This is a genomic window from Klebsiella michiganensis, assembly GCF_002925905.1.
GTDB classification, from domain to species: Bacteria; Pseudomonadota; Gammaproteobacteria; order Enterobacterales; family Enterobacteriaceae; genus Klebsiella; species Klebsiella michiganensis.
Window position 1 is genome coordinate 654,222 of the sequence record NZ_PRDB01000002.1, and the last position, 20,260, is coordinate 674,481.

The 20,260-nt window shown below is 45.0% G+C and carries 16 protein-coding genes and 2 pseudogenes; 4 read left to right on the top strand and 14 right to left on the bottom strand.

The window, feature by feature from the left end:
- Positions 1–131: 131 nt before the first annotated feature.
- From CDA56_RS10235 to CDA56_RS10245, 3 genes and pseudogenes are all read left to right on the top strand, one after another.
- A complete protein-coding gene (locus CDA56_RS10235; protein ID WP_197710594.1) occupies positions 132–1,367 on the top strand; it encodes an alpha/beta fold hydrolase in 1,236 nt (411 codons plus the stop codon).
- 233 nt (positions 1,368–1,600) lie between these two features.
- Positions 1,601–2,721, top strand: a protein-coding gene (locus CDA56_RS10240) for an IS3 family transposase (RefSeq protein WP_104011319.1) whose coding sequence is annotated in 2 segments (ribosomal slippage) — positions 1,601–1,859 and positions 1,859–2,721 — 1,122 coding nt in all. Because the reading frame shifts where the segments join, the coding sequence is not laid out codon by codon here.
- 407 nt (positions 2,722–3,128) lie between these two features.
- Positions 3,129–4,641 (top strand): annotated as a pseudogene (locus CDA56_RS10245) (IS3 family transposase).
- Between the two features lie 38 nt (positions 4,642–4,679).
- Here CDA56_RS10245 and CDA56_RS31685 read toward each other — a convergent pair.
- Positions 4,680–4,754 (bottom strand): annotated as a pseudogene (locus CDA56_RS31685) (hypothetical protein); the annotation flags it as partial.
- Positions 4,755–4,846: 92 nt separating this feature from the next.
- Between CDA56_RS31685 and CDA56_RS30695 the strand changes: the two are divergent.
- The gene (locus CDA56_RS30695) at positions 4,847–4,969 is read left to right on the top strand and encodes a small membrane protein (RefSeq protein WP_139536111.1); all 123 of its coding nucleotides are present in this window, start codon (positions 4,847–4,849) and stop codon (positions 4,967–4,969) included.
- A gap of 130 nt (positions 4,970–5,099) precedes the next feature.
- Here CDA56_RS30695 and CDA56_RS10255 read toward each other — a convergent pair.
- From CDA56_RS10255 to CDA56_RS30700, 13 genes are all read right to left on the bottom strand, one after another.
- Positions 5,100–6,328 (bottom strand): IS3 family transposase gene (locus CDA56_RS10255; RefSeq protein ID WP_170064937.1). Its coding sequence is split into 2 segments (ribosomal slippage): positions 5,100–6,013 and positions 6,013–6,328, totalling 1,230 coding nucleotides; the frame shifts between segments, so codons are not numbered across the junction.
- 412 nt (positions 6,329–6,740) lie between these two features.
- Entirely contained in the window at positions 6,741–7,907 is a 1,167-nt protein-coding gene (gene ugd / locus CDA56_RS10260) for a UDP-glucose 6-dehydrogenase (RefSeq protein WP_104011322.1), read from the bottom strand.
- Positions 7,908–8,100: 193 nt separating this feature from the next.
- A complete protein-coding gene (gene rfbC / locus CDA56_RS10265; RefSeq protein WP_104011323.1) occupies positions 8,101–8,655 on the bottom strand; it encodes a dTDP-4-dehydrorhamnose 3,5-epimerase in 555 nt (184 codons plus the stop codon).
- Positions 8,656–8,670: 15 nt separating this feature from the next.
- Entirely contained in the window at positions 8,671–9,561 is an 891-nt protein-coding gene (gene rfbD / locus CDA56_RS10270; RefSeq protein WP_104011324.1) for a dTDP-4-dehydrorhamnose reductase, read from the bottom strand.
- A gap of 32 nt (positions 9,562–9,593) precedes the next feature.
- Positions 9,594–10,463 carry a glucose-1-phosphate thymidylyltransferase RfbA gene (gene rfbA / locus CDA56_RS10275; protein ID WP_104011325.1) on the bottom strand — a complete coding sequence of 290 codons (870 nt, stop codon included), beginning with the start codon at positions 10,461–10,463 and terminating at the stop codon, positions 9,594–9,596.
- A gap of 16 nt (positions 10,464–10,479) precedes the next feature.
- Entirely contained in the window at positions 10,480–11,544 is a 1,065-nt protein-coding gene (gene rfbB, locus CDA56_RS10280) for a dTDP-glucose 4,6-dehydratase (protein WP_104011326.1), read from the bottom strand.
- A 238-nt stretch (positions 11,545–11,782) separates the two neighbouring features.
- The gene (gene gndA / locus CDA56_RS10285) at positions 11,783–13,189 is read right to left on the bottom strand and encodes an NADP-dependent phosphogluconate dehydrogenase (protein ID WP_104011327.1); all 1,407 of its coding nucleotides are present in this window, start codon (positions 13,187–13,189) and stop codon (positions 11,783–11,785) included.
- A gap of 216 nt (positions 13,190–13,405) precedes the next feature.
- Entirely contained in the window at positions 13,406–14,851 is a 1,446-nt protein-coding gene (locus CDA56_RS10290; RefSeq protein ID WP_104011328.1) for an MOP flippase family protein, read from the bottom strand.
- A gap of 154 nt (positions 14,852–15,005) precedes the next feature.
- Positions 15,006–16,046, bottom strand: a complete 1,041-nt coding sequence (locus tag CDA56_RS10295; protein WP_104011329.1) for a glycosyltransferase — start codon at positions 16,044–16,046, stop codon at positions 15,006–15,008.
- 27 nt (positions 16,047–16,073) lie between these two features.
- Positions 16,074–16,835 (bottom strand): glycosyltransferase family 2 protein, encoded by a 762-nt coding sequence (locus tag CDA56_RS10300; protein ID WP_104011330.1) that lies wholly within the window; start codon positions 16,833–16,835, stop codon positions 16,074–16,076.
- Between the two features lie 98 nt (positions 16,836–16,933).
- Positions 16,934–17,797: a beta-1,6-N-acetylglucosaminyltransferase gene (locus CDA56_RS10305; protein ID WP_104011331.1), complete on the bottom strand. Its 864-nt coding sequence runs from the start codon at positions 17,795–17,797 to the stop codon at positions 16,934–16,936.
- A 24-nt stretch (positions 17,798–17,821) separates the two neighbouring features.
- Positions 17,822–18,877: a glycoside hydrolase family 43 protein gene (locus CDA56_RS10310; protein ID WP_170064938.1), complete on the bottom strand. Its 1,056-nt coding sequence runs from the start codon at positions 18,875–18,877 to the stop codon at positions 17,822–17,824.
- 521 nt (positions 18,878–19,398) lie between these two features.
- On the bottom strand, positions 19,399–20,247 hold the full coding sequence (locus tag CDA56_RS30700) for a hypothetical protein (protein WP_139536109.1): 849 nt from the start codon (positions 20,245–20,247) through the stop codon (positions 19,399–19,401).
- Between the last annotated feature and the right edge of the window lie 13 nt (positions 20,248–20,260).

Genomic DNA, 20,260 nt, shown 5'->3' on the forward strand with positions numbered 1-20,260 from the left:
CGCCCACTTTTCCTGTTGCCTGGATCAACATTGTCTTTTCGGCGGGATAGTTTGCTGGAGCCCGGTATTTTTTGGGCATACCGGATACGTGTCTGCGGTAATCGTTACCGCCGGTGGGATGGGGTCTTACTTTGAAACGGTGGCAGAGCGTGCGGAAAAAAACGTTGTTAGTACTTAACATCATTCATCATGCGCTGATGCGACGAGCAAGAAACATTGCCGGAAGCCTGCCTTGCTGGGTGGCTACGTTTGAGCAACGCTGCCCACAAAGCCGCCATCTGAAGTCGCTCATCATCGGCGGCGCTATGCTCAGTATTTGTCACAATGCGTGGTCAACGACGCCACCTGCCGCACATCAACACCCGCAGCAGCACCTTAGCGCATCGGTCAAAGCCGTTGCGAACCAACGAATATGGGTCGAAACGCCATCAGGCAACGGCCAATTACCTGTTTTCGCCGATCGTCCAATAAACCAGGCGGCCCCTGACGTTGTGCGGATTTTCATTGTCATCCATGGCACGCTACGCAATGCTGACGCGTATTACGCAACCGGGCGCAAAGTCGTTAAAAAGGCCGGGGATGCAGGTAAAGGCACCATGGTGGTTGCTCCGCAGTTCCTGACCGGCCCAGATCTCAAGGCATTTTCGCTACCGGCTCCCGTTCTCGCCTGGACTCAGGAAGGCTGGAAGGACGGAGCGCCAGCCCTGACCCCTGCGCCAATAAGCTCCTTCAGCGCACTTGATGCGTTACTGACGCATTTCGCCAACCGCGCGCTTTATCCTTCGTTATCAACGATAGTGATTATGGGCCATTCAGCAGGTGCCCAATATGTACAGCGGTATGCCGTTGTCGGCCATAAAAATGAGAAACTGGCGCAAACCGGCGTGACCGTGCGTTATGTTGTCGCCAATCCGTCCAGCTACCTATATTTCACCGACGACAGGCCTGAGAGCAAGGCGATAGCGAACGGAGCCTGTCCGCGCGCAACAGAATGGAAATACGGCTTTAAATCGGCCCCGCCCTATGTGGCGTCGCAGGATGTCAGTAAGCTTGAATCACAATACCCCTCACGCGATGTGGTGTATCTGCTCGGCCAAGCAGATACAAACCCGTATACCCATTATATCGACCGTTCGTGCGCCGCAATGGCGCAGGGTCCTTACCGACTCGCCCGGGGATTAGCCTACTTCAGCTATCTGCAAAGTCGACACCCAACCGATCTGGAGCAAAAAATTGTCGAGGTGCCGGGCGTCGGGCACGATCATTCCGCGATGTTTACGTCCGATTGCGGCATCGCCGCGTTATTTAAGCTGAATTTGCCGCAAACTTGCCCTGTTGTTGGAAAATCGGAGCCGACCACCCGGTAACTCGAGAAATGTTCGTGGGTCATTATTGTATCTGAATCAGTGTCCGGTTTTAGTTAACCATGACAGGTTCTTTCGGACCAAGTGTTTGGAAGAAGACGCTGAAATCGGCTACGATCTTGCCACCAATGCGATCAATCACAAAATACCGAAGGCAAATATCTTTGACCTGCTCCCCGTTGATTAATACACCGTGATGTTAGTAATGTCTTCATAAGCCACATGAGGACACCCCCATGAAGAAGCGTTTTTCCGACGAACAGATCATCAGTATTCTCCGCGAGGCTGAAGCCGGGGTCTCTGCCCGTGAGCTCTGCCGCAAGCACGCCATTTCCGACGCCACCTTTTACACGTGGCGCAAGAAGTATGGCGGTATGGAAGTGCCCGAGGTTAAGCGCCTGAAGTCGCTTGAGGAAGAGAACGCCAGACTCAAGAAGCTGCTTGCCGAAGCCATGCTGGATAAGGAGGCACTCCAGGTGGCTCTGGGGCGAAAGTACTGACGACAGACCAGAAGCGGGAAACCGTTGAGTTTATGTGTGATGCGACCGGTCTGTCGCAACGTCGTGCCTGCCGGCTTACAGGTTTGTCCCTGTCGACCTGCCGTTATGAGGCTCAGCGTCCGGCGGCTGATGCGTATTTATCAGGGCGCATCACTGAGCTGGCACTGGAGCGCAGGCGTTTTGGCTACCGCCGCATCTGGCAGTTACTGCGCCGTGAAGGCTTTCATGTTAATCACAAGCGTGTGTACCGCCTTTATCATCTGAGCGGGCTGGGCGTAAAACGCAGGCGACGTCGTAAAGGGCTGGCTACAGAACGTCTGCCGCTGCTCCGCCCGGATGCGCCTAACCTGACCTGGTCGATGGATTTTGTCATGGATGCACTTGCCAGCGGCCGCCGGATTAAGTGCCTGACTTGTGTGGATGATTTCACGAAGGAGTGTCTGACGATCACCGCTGCTTTCGGTATTTCAGGTGTTCAGGTCACGCGTATTCTGGACAGCATCGCGCTCTTTCGTGGCTATCCGGCGACAATAAGAACCGATCAGGGCCCGGAGTTCACTTGCCGCGCACTGGATCAATGGGCTTTTGAGCATGGTGTTGAGTTGCGCTTAATCCAGCCAGGTAAGCCAACGCAGAACGGATTTATTGAGAGTTTCAACGGTCGCTTTCGGGATGAATGCCTGAATGAACACTGGTTCAGCGATATTCTTCATGCCCGGAAAATCATTAACGACTGGCGGCAGGACTACAACGAGTCCAGACCCCATTCATCGCTGAATTACCAGACGCCGGCTGAATTTGCAGCAAGCTGGAGAAATGGAAAATTAGAAGGTAAACAAACGGACATTACTAACTGATCGTTGTATCTAATACTGGGGGCAGGTCAGCGTCATTGTAGTCTAAATTCTCTCTCAAGGCACCATTCATTATATATGCTCACTTCTTCTCATCACCGCTCTGAGCGCCTATCGGAGCAATGGTTCTGCTTTGTTCCATTGCGCCTTCCCTTCAGAGAAGCCCTCATCACAGGAGACGGAAAGCCCAGGATGTTAAGCTAATTGCGTATAACTGAGCACATATATACCCGTCAATACTTCAAGTTGCAGGTGTGTTGGCTATGTTACTCGGCCTGCGGCCACGCCCCTCAGGCTGCGTGCAGTCAGTCCACGCCGCGATGGCAGACTCATCAAGCCAGACCGTCCCCCTCTGGCAGGGTAGTTGACACCCCATACTGAAAATCCCTATGGGGGCAACGGAGCTTGATATGAAACGCTATTCACCGGAACGTAAAGCCGCCGTTTTGGCCAAATTACTGCCGCCTTACAATATGACCGTCACCGCACTTGCACGCCAGGAAGGGATATCGGAAGCTACCCTTTATCATTGGCGAAACCAGGCCAAACGGGAGGGAAAACCGGTGCCCGGAGCTAACAAAACCACCGACCTCTGGTCGACAGAAGCGCGCTTTGCCGTCATCGTCGAAACCGCCACACTCAGTGAAGCCGAACTGAGTGAATACTGCCGTCGCAAAGGCCTTTATCCTGAACAAATCGCCCAGTGGAAGCAGGCTTTTCTCCAGACGCCACAAGCGGATACCCGCCAGTCGCAAAAGCAGGCCCAAAAGAAAATCAAGGGGCTGGAGCGCGAACTGGCGCGCAAAGAAAAGGCCCTGGCGGAGGCGGCAGCGTTGCTGGTCTTGCGAAAAAAGCTGAATCACTATTACGGTGTGGAGGACGAGGACGACTGACCCCCGCTCACGAACGCACGCAATTTATCCAATGGATACCGCCGGCGCTCGTCTGCTCTGTGCTTGCCGGGAAGTGGGGTTAAGCCTGAGCACCTGGCGGCGCTGGAACGGCCAGGCTGAAGACCGTCGGCCCACGGTCGTGCGTCCGGTCCCGGCCAATAAACTGACGGCTGAAGAAGAGCATCAGATAGTCGCGGTATGTAACGAGCCGGAATATGCCAGCCTGCCGCCGGCACAGATCGTGCCACGTTTGGCGGATAAAGGCATTTACCTGGCCAGTGAGTCGACGTTTTACCGGGTGCTCCGGCGACACGGGCAGGTTCATCACCGTGGCCGCAGTCGGGCACCACAGAAAGTGAATAAACCGACCACTTATCAGGCTATTGAGCCATGCCAGGTGTGGACGTGGGACATCACCGGGTTAGCCTCACGGGTTCGTGGTCGCTATTTTTATCTGTATTTAATAGAAGATATTTTTAGCCGAAAAATCGTCGGTTACGAGGTTCATGAAGAGGAAAACGGCGAGCAGGCCGCCGCGCTCCTGCACCGCACGGTATTACGTGAAGGGTGCTACCGACACCCGTTAGTGCTTCATGCCGACAATGGTGCGCCAATGAAATCCCAGACGTTGAAAGCGAAGCTGGAAGAACTGAAGATCACCGGCTCGCACAGTCGCCCACGAGTGAGCAACGATAATCCGTATGTGGAGTCGCTGTTCAGGACGCTAAAATATGTTCCGTCGTGGCCGTCATCAGGCTTCCTGGATCTGGATGAAGCACGGCGTTGGGTCGAGGAGTTCAGGCGGTGGTATAACGAAGAGCACCGGCATAGCGCCATCGGTTATGTGACCCCGGGCCAACGGCATCGAGGGGAAGATATAAGCCTGCTGGCAAAACGAAAAGCCTTGTATGAGACGGCTCAAAAAGCCCGACCGGAACGGTGGTCAACCTCATGCCGTCAATGGCAGCGGGTCGGGGTAGTGATGCTGAATCCGGATAAGCCAGAAACTGGGTTGAAAACGGCAGCATAAAAACGAATAAGGGTGTCAACTTCGTTGACAGCTACCGCCGTCAGGGAGCCGCGCTGCCTGAGCGCTTTGTTGTAGGTGGGCCAGTTGGTGATTTTAAACTTTTGCTTTGCCATAGGAGCCCGATGCTGAAACAACTGTAACGATCAGATCCGCCAGTCACCTAAAAGTTCGATTTATTTAACAAAACCTCATTTTGGTACCAATGATGGCAAACATCATTTTTTTGGTCGTCGATGCCATCCTGCTAATCGCTTCAGTTTGTTTTCTGATTTCTTATATCAAAGTTCGGAAAAAGACTAAGCTGAATTTTAACAAACGCAAGTGGTGAAACGATAGCTTAATATAATAATTCCGTCATACTTTTGGCAGTATCGTTATTGGTTGTCTCCGCCCGCTAAATGCCGGGATAATAGTTATTACCCTCATGCACTTTCCGTACGCCCATCGTGGATTGGCCCCTATATTTCCAGACACTTTTTATCGCTTAACCCATTACTGGTTCGCCGCCGCAGATATTCCCGTGGCGAACGATATCCCAGTGCACTGTGCGGATGCCATTCGTTGTAATGTTCGAAGGCCTCCGCAAGGTTCTTTACCGCTGTTAACCCGTCAGGTTTTGGCATGATGCTGATGTAGTCGCGCTTCATCGTTTTCACGAAGCTCTCCGCCATTCCGTTGCTTTCCGGGCTACGTACCGCCGTATGTTTTGGCTCCAGTCCTACCATTCTGGCGAACTGACGCGTCTGATGAGCACGGTAGGCTGAACCGTTGTCTGTCAACCACTCAACGGGGGATGTCGGCAGCCTGTTGCCGAAGCGACGCTCTACCGCACCCAGCATGACCTCCTGCACGGTTTCACTGTCATACCCACCGGTACTGGCCGCCCAGTGAAGTGCCTCGCGATCGCAACAGTCCAGCGCGAACGTGACCCGCAGTTTTTCACCGTTATCACAGCTGAACTCGAAGCCGTCGGAGCACCACCGCTGGTTACTTTCTCCAACGGCCACTTTCCCTGTATGCGCCCGCTTCGAGGGCGGTATTGCCGGTTTACGCTCAAGCAGCAGCGCATTCTGACGCATGATGCGGTATACGCGTTTGGCATTGATCACCGCCATGTCGTCAGTTTCTGATTGTCTGCGCAGCAGTGCCCATACACGACGATAACCATAGGTGGGCAGATCGCCGATAACAGTATGGATACGGGCCAGCGCTTCAGTATCATCAGGCTTGCGCTTGCACCGACGATCCTGCCAGCCCTTCGACCGACGGGCCATGGCATGCAGTTGCGCACGTGAGACCCTGAGGCAACGACTGACAAGGCTTATTCGCCATCCTCCGGCAACAAGGGCACGTGCGCTATCCACTTTTTTTGCCGGCCATACTCAACGGCTTCTTTAAGTAGCTCATTTTCCATTGTTTTCTTTCCCAGCAGGCGCTGCAGCTCTTTGATTTGCTTCATCGCAGATGCCAGCTCCGACGCAGGTACAACCTGTTCACCCGCGGCAACAGCAGTGAGACTGCCTTCCTGATATTGCTTACGCCACTGGAACAGCTGACTGGCAGCAACGCCATGCTGACGGGCGACCAGCGACACGGTCATTCCGGGCTCAAAGCTCTGCTGAACAATGGCGATTTTTTCCTGAACGCTGCGCCGTCTGCGCTTCTCTGGACCTAGAACATCAATCATCCGGACTCCAACGACTAGTCTAAAAACTAGTATTAAGACTATCACTAATTTAAGTGATACCAACTGTCTGGAGATTCATGGGGCCAGTCTACATCGACTGTATCTATGCATAAGCAAGGACTCAGATACCATAAAAGCCTGCAAGCAGGCTTTTATTTTACCTTCTGGCGCTTATCTCCAGCATCTACATCTCAGTGACGGTAGCTCTTCACAAGGTTGACTTAACATATCCAACCTCAATGATTACGGCAAGGTGAGCAATTAAAGAATATAAGCGAGGTCACGTTTTTAGGCTCTGTAGCCTGAATGGAAGAACAGTAAGATTTGTCAGACGAATAGTTGGACGGTTCAGAAGGGAAATAACAGAGGAGAAGTTCAGGCCAGCAGCGGAGAGCACTGGCCAGAGAAAGAATCAGTCGCTGCCAAACAAATCGCGGGTATACACTTTATCAGCAACATCCGACAGCTCTTCAGCCATGCGGTTTGAGACAATCACATCCGCTTCTTGCTTGAAGGCATCAAAATCACGAACCACGCGGGAATTAAAGAACTCATCTTCCTGCATGACCGGTTCATAAATAATAACCGGGATACCTTTAGCCTTGATGCGCTTCATAATGCCCTGAACAGAGGAAGCACGGAAGTTATCGGAGCCGCTCTTCATAATCAGGCGATAGATGCCAACAACTTTAGGCTTACGCGCCAGGATAGAGTCGGCGACAAAATCTTTGCGCGTGCGGTTAGCGTCGACAATCGCGCCGATGATGTTATTCGGCACAGATTCGTAATTCGCCAGCAGCTGCTTGGTATCTTTCGGCAGGCAGTAACCACCGTAGCCAAAGGACGGATTATTGTAATGATTGCCGATACGCGGGTCGAGACAAACGCCTTCGATGATCTGCTTACTGTTCAGGCCCTGGCTTTCAGCATAGCTGTCCAGCTCATTAAAGTACGCTACGCGCAGCGCCAGATAAGTATTCGCAAATAGCTTGATCGCTTCTGCTTCAGTTGAATCAGTAAACAGCGTCGGAATATCCTGCTTAATGGCCCCTTCTTTCAGCAGGTTGGCAAAACGCTCAGCGCGTTCCGAACGCTCACCAATAACGATACGAGACGGATGCAGGTTGTCATAAAGGGCACGGCCTTCACGCAAAAACTCAGGGGAGAAAATAATATTATCAATCCCCAGGCGTTCTTTAATATCACGAGTGAAGCCGACGGGAATGGTTGATTTAATAATCATTACCGCGTCGGGATTAATTTCTGTAACATCACGAATAACGGCTTCAACGGTCGAGGTATTGAAGTAATTTGTTTTCGGATCGTAGTCAGTCGGCGTGGCAATAATGACATAATCAGCATTACGATAGGCGTCATGCTTGTCCGTTGTCGCACGAAAATTCAACGGTTTTTCCGCCAGATATTCCTGGATCTCCTTATCGACAATCGGAGAAATCTTTTGGTTGATCATATCAACTTTGGACTGAACAATATCCAGCGCAACCACTTCGTGGTTTTGCGCAATCAGGATGCCGTTCGACAAACCAACATAGCCGGTACCGGAAATAGTAATTTTCATTCGATCACACTTTAATTAGTTAACTGGATGGCGGCGAGTAGCCGCTAATTAATCAAAACTGTTGATGTTTCTACTCTTAGAAAGAATGTAAGTCAAGTAAGGTACGATATGGCGCAAGAGAGACCAGACAGGCTCTGGAAATCTGGACAGGCCCATTGCGAGCCTGTCCAGTAAGCGAAGATATATTTAATGACTATTTATATACTTCGGCAGTCTCTAAAGTATGAGCCTGCAAATCCTTCTCAGATAAAGAGAGCGCACAGCCTGCCAGCTCCGGCCACTCGATATTAATCTGCGGATCGTTCCAGATAATACTCCGCTCCGACTGCGGCGCGTAATAGTTCGTCGCCTTATACACAAACTGCACCGTCTCACTCAGCGCCAGAAAACCATGGGCAAACCCTTCCGGGATCCACAGCTGACGCTTGTTCTCCGCGCTCAACACCGCCCCCACCCATTTGCCGAAGGTCGGTGATGAGCGACGGATATCCACCGCCACATCGAACACCTCCCCTTCCACGCAGCGCACCAGTTTTCCCTGCGCATGCGGTGCCAGCTGATAGTGCAGCCCGCGTAGCACGCCTTCCTGCGACTGCGAGTGGTTATCCTGTACAAACTCCACCTTGCGACCTGCTGCTTCATCAAAGACCTTGCTGCTGAAGCTTTCAAAGAAAAATCCACGCGCATCGCCAAACACGCGCGGCTCAAAAATCAGCACTTCAGGAATGTCCGTCTTGATAATATTCATGTCTTCTCTGCCCGTTTACTTGCCCAGTACTTCTGTCACCACCCGCGCCACGCCCTGGCGCCAGTCCGGCAGCGTCACGCCAAACGTCTGCTGAAACTTCTCATTCGACAGCCGTGAGTTCAGCGGCCGTTTCGCCGGCGTCGGGTAGGCCGTGGTCGGGATACCGCTCACGTCCTTAATCGCCAGCGCCGCACCCTGCGCCCGCGCCACCTCAAAGACATATTTCGCGTAGTCGTACCAGCTGGTTTCTCCGCTCGCCACCAGGTGATAAATCCCGGCGACCGCGCGGTTGCGCTGCTCTTCACGGATGGCTATCGCCGTGCAGTCCGCCAGCAGCTCCGCGCCCGTTGGCGCACCGTGCTGGTCATTAATAATCGACAAGGATTCTTTCTCTCCCGCCAGACGCAGCATCGTTTTCGCAAAGTTGGCCCCGCGCGTCGCATACACCCAGCTGGTGCGGAAAATCAGATGCCGCGGATTACCCTGCTCCAGCGCGATTTCCCCGGCGCGCTTGGTTTCGCCATACACGTTCAGCGGCCCGGTCGCTTCATCTTCCCGGCGGTAATGACTCCCCTCACCGTCAAACACGTAGTCCGTGGAGTAATGCACCATCAGGGCATCCAGCTTCGCCGACTCCGCCGCCAGTACCGCCACCCCTTTATCATTCAGCAGGTCCGACAGCTCCCGCTCGCTTTCCGCTTTATCCACCGCCGTATGCGCGGCCGCGTTCACCACCACATCCGGTCTGACCGTGCGCACCGTCTGCGCAATCCCCTCCAGATTAGTCAGGTCGCCACACAGCTCTTTATCAAAAAAGTCCACCGCCACCACGTCACCCAGCGTGGACAGTGCGCGCTGCAGCTCCCAGCCCACCTGGCCATTTTTGCCAATCAGTAAAATTTTCATTCGTTTGATACCCTGTTTATGACCAGCAGCTATTAACGCTCGTTAAGCAGACGTTTCAGATACGCACCATATTCGGTTTTCTTCAGACGTTCCGCCTGCGCCGCCACGCCTTCTGCTGACAGCCACTGCCTGCGGTAAGCAATTTCTTCCAGACAGGCCACCTTCATTCCCTGGCGCTTCTCAATGGTATGGATAAACTGCGAGGCCTCAATCAGGCTGTCGTGCGTCCCCGTATCCAGCCAGGCAAAACCACGCCCCAGCAGCTCCACCTGCAGGTCGCCACGCTCCAGATACATCTGGTTCAGGGTGGTGATTTCCAGCTCACCACGCGCAGAAGGCTGTACTGCTTTCGCCATCTCTACAACATCGTTGTCATAAAAATAGAGCCCGGTCACCGCCCAGTCGGACTTCGGCTTCTGCGGCTTCTCTTCAATCGACAGCGCCTTAAAGTTCTCGTCAAACTCCACCACGCCAAAACGTTCGGGGTCGAGAACCTGATAACCGAACACGGTGGCTCCGGACGTTTTGCTGGCCGCCGCATCCAGTTTCCTGCCAAAACTCTGGCCAAAATAGATGTTATCGCCCAGTACCAGCGCACAGGCATCATTGCCGATAAACGTCTCGCCGATAATAAAGGCCTGGGCCAGACCGTCCGGCGACGGCTGAATCGCGTATGAAAAATTCACCCCGAACTGCGAACCGTCACCCAGCAAACGCCGGAACGACGGCATGTCATCCGGAGTCGAGATGATCAGGATGTCACGAATACCCGCCAGCATCAGCACCGAAACCGGATAGAAAATCATCGGTTTGTCATAAATCGGCAGCAGCTGCTTGGAGACGCCCTGAGTGATCGGATATAAACGCGTACCGGAGCCACCGGCCAGAACAATACCTTTCATTCTGCTTTCCTTTTTATTAGTTGTTCAGGCCAAGACGCTCACCGGCATAGGAGCCGTCCAGCACGCGCTGCCACCAGGTCGGGTTATTCAGGTACCAGTGGACCGTTTTCTCGATCCCGCTTTCAAAGGTCTCTTCCGGCACCCAGCCGAGATCGCGCTGAATTTTCGCCGCATCAATGGCGTAGCGCAGGTCATGACCCGGACGGTCCTTCACAAAGGTGATCAGGTCGGCAAACTGGCTGATATTGCCCGGCTTCTGCTCAACCACTTTATCGAGAATGGCGCAGATGGTGCGCACCACGTCGATATTCTTGCGTTCGTTATGCCCGCCGATGTTGTAGGTTTCACCGCTCCGGCCTCCGGTCGCCACTCTGTACAGCGCCCTGGCGTGATCTTCCACGTACAGCCAGTCGCGGATCTGCTCACCGTTACCGTAGACCGGCAGCGGTTTCCCGGCCAGGGCATTGAGGATGGTCAGCGGGATCAGTTTTTCCGGGAAGTGGTACGGGCCGTAGTTGTTGGAGCAGTTGGTCACCACCACCGGCAGACCATAGGTACGGTTCCAGGCGCGGACCAGGTGGTCGCTGCCCGCCTTGGAGGCGGAGTACGGGCTGCTGGGCGCGTACGGGGTCTCTTCGGTGAACAGGTCGTCGGTGCCGTGCAGGTCACCGTAGACTTCATCGGTGGAGATATGGTGGAAGCGGAAAGCCTGCTTCTGCGCCGCCTCAAGAGTTGACCAGTAGTGACGGGCCGCTTCCAGCAGGGTGAAGGTGCCGATCAGGTTAGTCTGGATAAAAGCTGCCGGACCGTCGATGGAGCGGTCGACATGGCTTTCCGCCGCCAGATGCATGACGATATCCGGGCGGAAATCGCTGAACTGCTCTGCCACGGATTTAGCATCGGTGATATCGGTCTGAGAAAACGAGTAGCGCGCATTGCCGGATACCGGTGCCAGCGACTCAAGATTACCGGCGTAGGTGAGGCAGTCTATTACGCGAACTTCATCCAGGGTATTGTCAATAATATGACGAACAACAGCAGAGCCAATAAAACCCGCACCACCGGTGACAAGAATCTTCATATTTAATTTACCTTTAATTACTTATACGAAAAGGAATAGAATCACATACACTCAATCGAACTAAAGTGATTATGATTTTTGTTTCATGAAAATATTATTGTAATAACGAATAAAAATAAATAGCCCAATTCTTAATTATTAGATAATAATGACAAAGAACTATTATCTAAAATTTATTCTCTTTATTGTTTTAATAAAACCCTCAGGGAAACCCCGAGGGTCTGAAACAACGGCGTACTTAATCTAACCACTCAGTATGGAATACACCTTCTTTATCGGTACGCTTATAGGTATGGGCACCGAAATAGTCGCGCTGAGCCTGAATCAGATTGGCAGGCAGCACCGCAGAACGGTAGCTATCGTAGTAAGCAATCGCAGCAGAGAAGGTCGGAACCGGAATACCATTCTGCACAGCGTAAGCAACGACATCGCGCAACGCTTGCTGATAGTCATCGGCAATCTGCTTGAAATAAGGTGCCAACAGCAGGTTGGCAATACCCGCGTTCTGCTCATATGCATCCGTGATCTTTTGCAGGAACTGTGCACGAATGATACAACCCGCACGGAAGATTTTAGCAATCTCACCGTAGTTCAGATCCCATTTGTATTCATCGGATGCTGCGCGCAGCTGGGAGAAACCCTGAGCGTAAGAGACAATCTTGCCCAAATACAGAGCACGACGAACTTTCTCAACAAACTCAGCTTTATCGCCTGCAGTCTTCGCTTGCGGTCCGGTAAGGACTTTTGAAGCGGCGACGCGCTGATCTTTCAGAGAGGAGATGTAGCGAGCGAATACGGACTCGGTAATCAGCGATAACGGTTCACCCAGGTCCAGAGAGCTCTGGCTGGTCCATTTACCGGTACCTTTGTTTGCAGCCTCATCCAGAATCACATCAACCAGGTATTTACCCTCTTCATCCTTTTTGGTGAAGATGTCTTTGGTGATGTCAATCAGGTAGCTGCTTAGCTCACCTTCATTCCATTCTGTGAAGGTCTGCGCCAGCTCTTCGTTAGAAAGCGCGAGGCCACCTTTAAGTAAGGCATAGGCTTCAGCAATCAGCTGCATATCACCGTATTCAATACCGTTGTGGACCATTTTAACATAATGACCCGCACCATCCGCACCGATATAGGTTACGCACGGCTCACCGTCTTCTGCGACAGCCGCAATCTGCTTAAGAATTGGAGCAACCAACTCATAAGCTTCTTTCTGGCCACCAGGCATAATCGATGGACCTTTCAACGCCCCCTCTTCGCCACCAGAAACACCGGTACCGATAAAGTTGAAGCCTTCTGCTGAAAGCTCACGGTTACGACGGATAGTGTCCTGGAAGAAGGTATTGCCACCATCAATGATGATGTCACCTTTATCCAGATACGGTTTCAGGGAGTTGATGGCGCTATCAGTACCTGCGCCCGCTTTCACCATTAACAGGATACGACGCGGCGTTTCGAGCGACTCAACGAACTCTTGCACTGTATAGTAAGGGACCAGTTTCTTGCCAGGATTCTCGGCAATCACTTCTTCGGTCTTTTCACGGGAGCGGTTGAAAACGGAGACGGTATAACCACGGCTTTCGATATTGAGCGCAAGGTTGCGCCCCATCACTGCCATACCGACAACCCCGATCTGTTGCTTGGACATTACATACTCCTGTCAGGTGTGGTCACTGCGACAAGTTCGCAGCTTAAATGTGATGGTTATGTTAGCTTAAAGCTTTTCAATCGTATAGACTAAAAACCCAAACTCAAAAGAGAAACAAAAAATTACATTATTATTGGATATACTGTCAGCTATATCATAAATATTGAAACCAACTTTGCATACCAATCTGAAAGATATTACTTTAATTCTGCATAATTATTTTAACTTTTTTATATTTATGTACTTATTTAATGCAGAAAATAATTTTTTATCAGCAACCATCATACACATCACGTAAAATAAGAAAGATAAGATACTAAGTGAAACTAATTTATAAAAACCATCTATATACTGCCAAAAAGGAACATACGAGGTTAACATGTTAATAAAAACTATCATCAACACTGTTGCTAATATTAATTTATAAATTTTCAAAAAAAACTCACCAAGAGAACCATCTAAAATATTTAGCACACACCACATAACAGGAATAAAGTTTAAAACATTAGCAATAAAGTAAAATTTTGCAAATGTTACTATATCAAATTGTACACCTAAAATAAATGAAGAAACCTGAAGAACCATTCCCAAAATGCCCAACTTCATTAAGGTATATGTTTTACCCTTAGCCATGAAAATAGTTCCTGACGTACTCAATACAGCCTGAATAATTCCTGTCGGAGCCAGCCAAGTTAAAATCGAGGCCGTTAAAATCCATTTATCTCCAAACACTAAATTAATGAATGGCTTACTCAAAATAGCAAGGCCAGTCATTAATGGAAAGACAAGAAAAAGTATGTAATACAAGGTGCTATAGTAAGTTCTTTTTAATTTTTCGTTATCATCTTGATACTCACTAAACACAGGATAGAGTGCTCTTGAGGCAACAAAGGTCATATTTTGCACTGGGAAAAGCATAATTCTATATGCTAAAGAGTAGGCCCCAAGAATGGCAGAAGATAAAAAGTGACCAATAATAATGCTATCGGCATTTCTTGAGAAATAGTTGATGAAGTTAAAAATTGTTAAATTACCACTAAAGCCAATCAGTTTTTTTATTTCAGGGATATCAATAATAGTTTTTGTATTTGGTCTCCACTCGGATTTAAACCAAAATTGAATAGTTGACATCAATGAGAGCAATATGCTCTGGAAGACTAGACTATAGACGCCAAACCCCACATAGGCAAGTATGATAGCAGTTGAGACTGCAACTACAGATGATGATATTTCAATAAAAGCGATTTCCTTGAATCGAGATTTTTTTTCCAATAAGGCAAGATGTGCGGATGCGGTACTAGCGAGAGGGAAACTTATGGATAATAAGCATAAGACCATAACTAATCTCTGCTCATGAAACACCATTGATATCACCGGTGATGATAAGACTATTATTATAGCGATTGTGATACCCATGCAAACATTAAGCCAAAATATAGCATTGACAGTTCGTTCTTGAAGATTTTTCTTCTGTATTATTGCTGCTGCCGTGCCTAAATCTCTTACTAAACCAGCAAAATTAGTTACAACTAATGCCATAGCCATTAATCCATATTCGGCAGGTGGTATTAGTCGAGCTAAAACAACAATATTCAATAACTGAACACCCACTTTAATTCCCTGTGAAAGGGCAACCCATTTAGTGTTTGATAAGAGTCCCATAAAACCTCAGTAAAGATCAAAAAAATCAGAAAGATCTTTTAAATTAGCTATAATAATAAATTATTAAAGCTAATTTATTATTATAAAAATGCCACATTATTTTTACTCTTAGCCTTTTGATTACTAAAAAATCATAATCAAAGAACACTGAACACTACGATATTAATGACATCCATTTATTCTTTATTTCTTGGCTATCAAATCTAGCAGACGTTACTTTTGCACTAGCACTTAGTTTATAATAACAATCATCATCAATAGATAAAAGATTCATTTTTTCAATAAATAGTTCTTTATTATTTACTGGAATTAAAAAACCATCTCTTTCATTCTCAATAATCTCACGAGGTCCCGTTGGACAATCAAAAGCGATAACAGGCAATGACCAAGATTTTGCCTCTAGCAATGCTAATGGCAACCCTTCATAACGTGATGTCATAAGTAACATATCACTCTGGGCATAATACTTATCAATATCTTTAACCTTACCAACTAACGTGACAGTATCTCCAATATCATAATTTTTAATCATTTCACTAAGTTGTTGCCGCAGTACGCCATCACCAGCGATGAAAAGCTTCCAATGCTTATTATTTTTAGAAAAGGATCGCCAGATATCAAGTAATAAATCAAATCCTTTTTGATACTCCAGTCGGCCTACTGCTAAAGCATGATACGACCTTTTCTGTCTATTAAAATTCTTGAAAGAAATAGGATTAACTATTGTCAAAGATTTAATACCCCATTTTTTTAGAGTTCGTTGGTCTTTATCAGTTAAAACTATTACTTTGTCATAAAATCTTAAAAAAATAAATTTCAAGAAACGCACAATGAAATTAAATGAATGGATAGCAACATGCTCACAAGCAAAAGTCTTACAGTCTTTATGTTTATTGTTAGCAAAAAGACTCCAAAAAGAGTACATAACACTCAACTTACCCATGCTTATAACAAAAACATAATCGAAGTTGTTTTCATTTATATCTTGAACAATTTTTTTTATCGAATTTTTGCAACCCTGATAACTAATTACTTTTTTTATGCTTTTATATGGATAAAAAGTTTCTCCTTCTCCAGAAACAGAAAATATAGTCATGTCATATGACTCACCATAACATTCCGTCATAAAATTACATATATTTTCCGTTCCTGCATATGAATATGCATCGTTGATTACAAACGCAATTTTCTTCAATTTACCACCCTCAAAACAAAGATTGAATTAACGATTTACCATTAAAAAAACAACAGCATTGAATATATACCAAGAGAAAAAATACATTATTTTAAAAGGATTTTGATTATATCTTTTCCTGAGAATATGGAAATGCCATTTTATTGCACTTTTTTTATTAGATGAGAGCGAATTGTTTAAAACAAAATAATTAACTAAAGATTCTTCAATTATATAAGCATGATCGTAGACATCAAAATAGTTAGCCAAGTAAATGAAATCTTCATGCCCCTGATTTTCAAAATAAACATCTACATTAGTACGTCGGATACAAACAGATGAGAAGCATACGCGAAAGTCCTTTTTTAAAAAATTATGTTTCTTTAAAATATTTGAATCATATTTAATTAAATGTTCCTTGCCATTAACTTTATAAAAATACCACGACAGCACAATGTTATATCCCTTGGATATAACATTCATTTGTTTTTCTAATTTATCAGGTAGCCACTGGTCATCACTATCCAAAAAAGTTATAATTTCTTCATCCGCAATTTTTAGACCAACATTCCTAGACTCAGCAGCACCTAAATTAACAGAATTATTAATTATTTTTATTTTATCAGACTCATAATTTTTCTTAACCAAATCTAATGAATGATCAGTAGAGCAGTCATTTATAATATACAGATGCCAATGAGTATATGTTTGCGAACATACAGATTCGATAGCTCTGATAATTGTCTTCTCTGCATTGAACATAGGCATAATAACTGCAACACTTTTTTCTTTTTCATCAACTTTGTCCATAAATTTCCCCCAAAGTGAGTATACAAATGTTAGAGCCACACATTTATATATATGTAAAAATTACATTTCCCAAAATAATAAATTTACTATTAATAAAATTAATCAAGCATTTTTATTACATCTTGATTGTAATCATTAAATTTTCTTGCAAAGTAAGGTGAATATTTTACAGCATATGTCTCATTATAAAAAAATTCATTTTCTTTGAATAAAGAGATATGTTTTTCAGTTAATGCCACTGGAGGATTTTCACCATTCCAATCAGTATACCAAATACCTGGCCTTACATTAGTAAGGAAATCAGAATTACCTATAATAGTAGGAAAAAAAGATTCTTCTGCACACCAAGATGTCTTAAAGAAGCTAACAAAAGAAGGATTCTTATCCATAAAATCAAGTATATATTCTACACAAGCAGCAGAAAGAGCACACCATGTAGAACCATGATAAATTTTACTAAAAGGATATTTTTTCTTCTTATAAAATACTCTTAAAATTCTTTCGGCAATCTTATAACTTACTGTTTTTAGTGATTTACTACGTCTATCAAAACAATCAAAATAATGATACTTAATACGTTCTTCTGGCTTTGTAGGATGAAATCCTTGCATAATAGTAATATACTCTTTTTGTTTCCCTAACAATTCCAAAAGATCAGAACGGTCTCTGATTGGATAATCCTGACCACTCATAATTACATAGTAATCAGGTTTATCTTTTCTGGCCACACTAATTAAGTCTAAAATCGCTTGTTGATGGGACCATCCCCCCCACCATACTTTTACAGTTCTAATAACAATTAAGTTTTCTTCATTTTCAGAAAAGATTGTAAAAAAATCAGGAATTATAGTTTTCTTATCTATATGGACATATACCCGAGAATTATCAACTTTAATTTTTTTAATCAACGTAATTAAATGATTGAAATTATTATAAGCCGTTATTAAATAAGCTATTTGCATTATATCACCGTATATAAATTTGAACTAATACTTCCAATTATTCTTCCACTCAATTACTGGAGAACCATTATCCCAATAAATAGGTAGCCAAACATATGAACTATCTTTCAGATTTTTTATATTCCAACGATCGGCCATAAAGATATATTTATTATTAGGGCCAACATTCTGAATTACAAAGGTCCCTTGAGAAGAAAAGGTTTTCCTGATATCATCAATATTAGTTGAACGCGTAGGATTTCCTAAAGGAAACCACGGTCCAAAAATATTATCACTATACGCACTCCTTGCATCGGTGGGGCTGAACCCTTTTAAACCGGAAGTGATCATATAATATCTTTTTTTATACTTGAAAATTGTAGGGGCCTCATTCTTTAGCCCAACTAAAACTCTGGAATATTTACCAGTAAACCCCTTGTAACTATCATTTAATTCTGCAATTTGTATCGAGTAATTCCCTTCAGACTCATAAATTATGTAGGCAGTTGAATCATCATCAACAAAAAGAGTCATATCCCTAAACATCTGACCTCGAGAATAATTATTTATAAAATTTTCATCTGCTTTGGATACATTATTATAATAATATTTATCGTTAATATCATGCTTATCAATATAAATTGGTTGCATTGACGCATTAGGCCAGAAATCACTATAAAAAACATAAGGCCCTGTGATTTTTTCCGCGACAGCCACTCCTGCTTTACCTGTGCTATATTTCCCTCCCAACTCTTCGTGAAACCACATTATAAACTCTTTATTCTTTTTATTATAAATGACTTTAGGTCTTTCGACTGCGATTTTTTCGACTCTAGATGAAAGATCTAAGGCAATTCCTTCATTATGCCACTTATATAAATCAGTTGAAGAATATACACTCACTTTCCCTGTATTTGTTCTTCCTTCAGTTCTAACCTCACCAAACCAATAATATTTATCTTTGAATTTTAACACCCCCCCCCCATGAGCATTAATAATCTGTCCATCACTGTCATACCATGGTTCTCCTGGTTTAAACGTTGATTCACTAAAAGATGGAAAAGAAAGAAATATTAATATAAAAAAAATAGCTCTTGTCATAGGATAACCTCTTGGGTAAATAACCCTTCCCAATAATATCATCTTGTGGTAACTCAGTTTTTAGTTAAATGATCTAATTAATAGAATATATATCAAAGCAAGGAATTGAGTATGGCGATGCAGAATAATAACTGTATCGAACGACGCATTATGCTACGGACCAGTAATAAGTTACACGATAAAAAGTATGTAGAGAGAACATTTTCCTTATACTAAAAAGGCCGATCTTAAAGCCAAAATATCCAATAGATAATCGTTCCATTCCTGTTTTCATGCTATATAGTAATCACAGAGTAGCAACTCATTCACAGAGGCAGCAAAGAGAAGTGCTTTTGCAGCAGTTCATCACGAAACGAAGGTATTTATACTCGGCTTGTAGCTCATCAGTAACAACAACATCGCTATAATTGATGAGCGCGACCTCCTTGCTGTGACATATTCAATGATTACATCAATCTATTAATTTAATCATATTAGAATATTTAAAGTATAATGGGGATTTCAATAACAAATTATCATCACTATTTACACCGAGGATGTTTTCTTATCATTAGCACATTAATAATTGTTTTAATATTATTAGTGTTTAACTTCAGTGCATTAATGAATAATAGTTTAGATATACTATATATTATTTTATAAAGCGGTGAATAAAATAATATACTTAGAACAGTATCGATTAAGCGTTCATTCTGCCGCCATAAACTATCATTAGAATCAGTTCTTGATAGTGAATGCCATAGAAATGACTTGCATTGTATATTAATTATTTCCCCTCTATCTTTTAATCTTTGTATTCTTCTAAAGAGGCTAAAATCGACACCGTACAACGCAAATCGCTCATCAAATAAAGTAAGATTGTACTGATTAAATAAGCTAATCAATTTTGAATATATAATTAAACCAGAACCTATAGATAATATATACTCATTATTCCCAAAGGAACGCTCACTAAATATCACTTTAGAATTGGCCGCAGGGTAAAATATTTCATCTGTTGTTTTAGATTTAATTAAAGGAAGCTGAAGATCTATATCAGAATGTTTTAAACTGCTATCGATGTCAGAAAAAAAACCACCTGGTATTATAGTATCATCATCAAAGATTATAAACCGGTCATAAGCTTTATTATTACTAAAAAAATCATTATATACAATACTCAGAGGTTTATTTGATATGTCTTGATATAGGTTTATACTATTTAATTTAACTTTCAAATCATTAAATAGTGGATCATCTCCTAATAGATTAGGTCCATTATTATATATGACCAAGTCATAGTTTGTATATTCGTTATCCTTTAATGAAATTAATGTTTCAGACTCATCGATAGCCTTATCATACAGTAAAACGAGAATAATAGTTTTCATAGCGCTTTTTATA